This is a genomic window from Corallococcus sp. CA049B (genome assembly GCF_003611685.1).
GTDB lineage: Bacteria > Myxococcota > Myxococcia > Myxococcales > Myxococcaceae > Corallococcus > Corallococcus coralloides.
Genome location: NZ_RAWC01000383.1, coordinates 1 through 3,746, shown reverse-complemented (window position 1 = coordinate 3,746; position 3,746 = coordinate 1). Strand labels below are relative to the sequence as shown.

The window sequence follows — 3,746 nt, the reverse complement described above, 5'->3', positions numbered from 1 at the left end:
CGCTCGCGGTGCTCGGCGCCACGCTCGCGGCCCTGTTCCTCGCGGTGGTGGTGACGCCCACGTCCGTTGGCCCCTCCGCCTCCAGCGAGCCCACCGAGCCCGAGTTCAGCGTCCGGGGGGCCGTGCATGACCCGGCGGCCCCGCCCGCCGCCCCGGTGGCCCAGGCCGTCCTGCGCGTCTTCTGCGCGAAGCCCGGCCAGTCGCTGCACGAGCTGCGCGCCGGGGCCGCGTGCACCCCGGGCGCCACGCTGGCCTTCGCGGCGGGTGCCCGTCCGCCCTACACCCACGTCGCGGTGCGCGTGCGCGCCGGCGGCCACGAAGAGGTCAACGGCCCCTTCCCGCTCAGCGGCAAGGCCGGCGAGGAGCGCCCGCTGGAGCTGACGGTCGCGCTGCCCGCGGGGTCCGATATGGCGGAGGTCACCGCCACGTTCTCAGAGCACCCGGATGCCACCCTGGCGGCCCTGCGGCAGGGCCTGACGGAGGGGGTGGTGGTGCTCAGGCAGGAGGTCCGGGTAAAGGATTCTCCATGAAGAAGCTGGAAGTCCTCCTGGGGGCGGCGCTGCTGCTGGCGGCGCCGGAGGCACTCGCGGACACCGTGCGGCGCGCGCTCGTCATCGCCCACAACGGCAGTGACGACCCCGCGCTCGCGCCGCTGCGCTACGCGGACGACGACGGCGTGCTGTGGGCGGAGACGCTCAAGCGGCTGGGCGTGGAGACCACGCTGCTCGTGGATCCAGACGAGCCCACGCGCAAGGGCGGCAGCCTGGTGCTGAAGTCCGCGCAGGCGCCCACGCGCGCCGCGGTGGAGCAGGCCGTGAAGCGGCTGCAGGCGGCGACGCTCGCGGACCACGCGGCGGGACGCCAGACGGACGTGCTCATCGTCTACGTGGGCCACGGCAACACGGACGACGCGGGCCGCGCCTACTTCACGCTCGCCGACGCGCGCCTGGACCGCGGCAGCCTCTATTCGGAGGTCGTGGATCCGCTGGGCGCGGACTACGTGCACGTCATCGCGGATGCGTGCCGTGCCTCCGGCGTGGTGGGCAGCCGCGGCGGGACGCCGGACGCGGCGGTGCTGGCGGAGCTGCGCGGGGTGCTCGCGCGCGAGCAGCTGGCGTCGCGCCCCCACGTGGGCGCCCTCTTCGCGGAGAGCGAGGACGGCGAGACGCACGAGTGGTCCCGCATCCGCGCGGGCGTCTTCAGCCACGTGGCCCGCTCCGGCCTCCTGGGCGGCGCGGACATCAACGGCGACGGCCAGGTGGAGTACAGCGAGCTGGCCGCGTTCGTGGCCGCCTCGCTGCACGGCGTGAAGGGCATGCCCGCGCGCCTGTCCGTCAACGCCTTCGCGCCCACGGCCGAGCCCCGCCGCCCGCTGGTGGGCCCCGCGCCCGAGGGCCCCCGGGTCACCTTCCCCGCCGGCTTCGAGTACGCGCGCCTCTCCGTGGAGGACGCGGCCGGCCAGCGGCTGGTGGACGTGCGGCGCTCGCCGCAGCAGTGGACGCAGATCCTGCTGCCGCTGCGCGACGTGTACTGGGTGCGCGCGCCGGACGCGGAGGCGCGCGTCACGCTGGCGCAGCTGTCCTCGGGCACGCCGAAGCTGCGCCCGCGCGAGCTTCAGGAGAGAGGTCCCGCGGAGGAGGCGCTCCGCCGGGGCCTGTTCGCCGTTCCGCTGGACCGGTCGTTCTACGACGAGTACGTCGCCGCCGTGGGGCTGGTGCCGGTGGACTTCAGCAACCCCTTCCAGCCGTCCGGCATGGGCGGGGCGCGCTCCCCGCTGGCCGTGGCGGCGCCGTCCCACTGGTCATCCCGGCTGGAGCTGGGCCTGGGCGCGGGGCGCTCGCCGTTGGGGCTGGCGAAGTTCGCCGCCGGGCCCAGCCTGTCGTGGCGCACGCCGTCCTCCATGGACCTGCTCTATTACGGCGTGCGCGGGGCGTACGGCGTGACGCCGCTCGAGGCCCGGGACGGCATCCGGCTGCACCGCTTCACGGTGGAGGGGCTGGTGGGGTTGGAGCGTCCCGCGAACACGCCGCTGTTCGCGGAGGTGGGGCTGGGCTGGGGGATGCTGGGCCTCACGGCGCCGGGCTTCCGCCAGGCGGACCCCGCGATGCTCACCGGCCACGTGGCCGCGGGGGTGACGGGGCGGCTCGCGGGCATGCCGCTGCGGCTTTCGGCCCAGGTGGGCCTGGATCGCGTCACCGCCAACGGCCAGACCATCATGGACGGGCAGTACGGCCTGGAGATTTCCCTGAGGCGCTAGCGGACGCGGGCCGTCGGGCCCGGCCGTGTCCGTGCGTGGGTGCGCTGATGTCGCGCCCACCGCGCCAACCCCGAGCCCTGACGGTCCTCCCGTGTCCCGTTCATTCCTCGTGTACACCGCGCTGTCGAGCGCCGTCGTGGCCACCGGCCTGCTGGCCGGCTGCGACCCCATCTGCACGAATGGAGTCTCCAAGCCCGGCCAGGGCCAGGTGACCCGGAACGCCGCCGGCACCTGCGTGCAGTTGGTGGTCACCCATCCCGACGCCGGCGCGGAGGACGACCCGGATGGGGGCGATGGAGGCGAACTCCCCGACGCGGGCACGGATGGTGGGGTGTGCGGCGCCGGGCCGGGCTGGACGACGCAGGTGGTGGACGAGGGCATCGACGCCCTCACCGCCACCTTCGTCTTCGACGCGCAGGGCGTGGGCCACTACGCCTATTCGAAGAACTCCAATCTCCACATCGGCACCACCCGGCCGGGCGACGTGCCGACGCGGGTGTGGAACGTGTGGACCGCCTATGACGTGAACATGGTGGTGGCCGCGGACGGGACGCACCGCGTGCTGTACCAGCAGGGAGAACAGGTCGGCTACGCGACCGACGCCAGCGGGACCTGGACCTTCGACATCCTGGTCCGGGGTTGGGCGAGGGCCATCGCGCTCGATTCGCAGGGCCGGGCCCACGTGCTCATCGCCAAGTCCTCCATGGACGGCTACCTGCTTGGCACCGTGGCCGCCAACGGCACCTGGAGCCTGCCGCCAGTGGAGGCGCTCGGAGCCGTGGGCGACCGCGAGCGGCTGGTCGTGGATGCCAACGGGCACGGTCACCTCGTGTTCGCGCGTGGGTTCGGCACGAAGAGCCAGGTCCTGTACGCGAGCAATGCGTCCGGCACCTGGATCACCGAGCCGCTGGACTGGATGATTCCCTTGAACTCGCCGCGCCTTCGCATCGCATTGGAGGTGGACTCCACGGGGCGGCCCTCCCTGCTGGCCTCCGACGACCAGGAGGCCCGGCTGTGGGTGAAGGAGGACAGCGGCTGGCGGTCATACGCGCTGGGCGCCTTCCGCAGCCGGGGCCCCGCGCTGTCGAGGAGCGCCTCCGTCCCGGACCTCCGCCACGCGCTGCTGGACGACGCTGCCATCGACGCGGATGTGACGGGGGGCACCAGCCAGTTGCTCGTGCAGACGCTGGACGGCACGTCCCCCGCCGGCGCGACACCGCCGCTCGTCCTGGAGACACTGGACGGCGGGAACGCGTTCCCCGGTCACTCCTCGGTCCACGTGGACGACCAGGACCAGGTGCAGGTGGGCTTCTCCTACGTGCACTATTACTTCCCGCCGGACGGCGGCGCGCTGCAGACGACGCGCGGCCTGCGCTACGCGCGCTACTGCCCGTGAACTCCACGGGGGCAGCGCGCGGTTGCGGGGCACGGAAGCGGGCGCCTACAGTCGCCGCGCCTTGAGCCAGTCCGTCCCCTCCCTGAGTCCCCC

3 protein-coding genes are annotated in these 3,746 nt (G+C 73.8%); all 3 read left to right on the top strand.

The genetic code is table 11. The annotated features are described in order from the left end of the window. The coding region (locus tag D7W82_RS38795) for a hypothetical protein (protein ID WP_120623064.1) at positions 1-530 on the top strand (530 nt) is incomplete at its 5' end. Continuing rightward, complete coding sequence (locus D7W82_RS38790) at positions 527-2,257, top strand: caspase family protein (RefSeq protein WP_120623063.1); 1,731 nt, start codon at positions 527-529, stop codon at positions 2,255-2,257. The genes D7W82_RS38795 and D7W82_RS38790, both read left to right, overlap by 4 nt. Before the next feature lie 91 nt (positions 2,258-2,348). Further along, the gene (locus tag D7W82_RS38785) at positions 2,349-3,653 is read left to right on the top strand and encodes a hypothetical protein (protein WP_120623062.1); all 1,305 of its coding nucleotides are present in this window, start codon (positions 2,349-2,351) and stop codon (positions 3,651-3,653) included. The last annotated feature ends 93 nt before the right edge of the window (positions 3,654-3,746 follow it).

What these genes read in the sequence shown, in the direction of transcription:
- D7W82_RS38790 (WP_120623063.1), top strand. Translation starts at nt 527, where the DNA reads ATGAAGAAGCTGGAAGTCCTCCTGGGGGCGGCGCTGCTGCTGGCGGCG.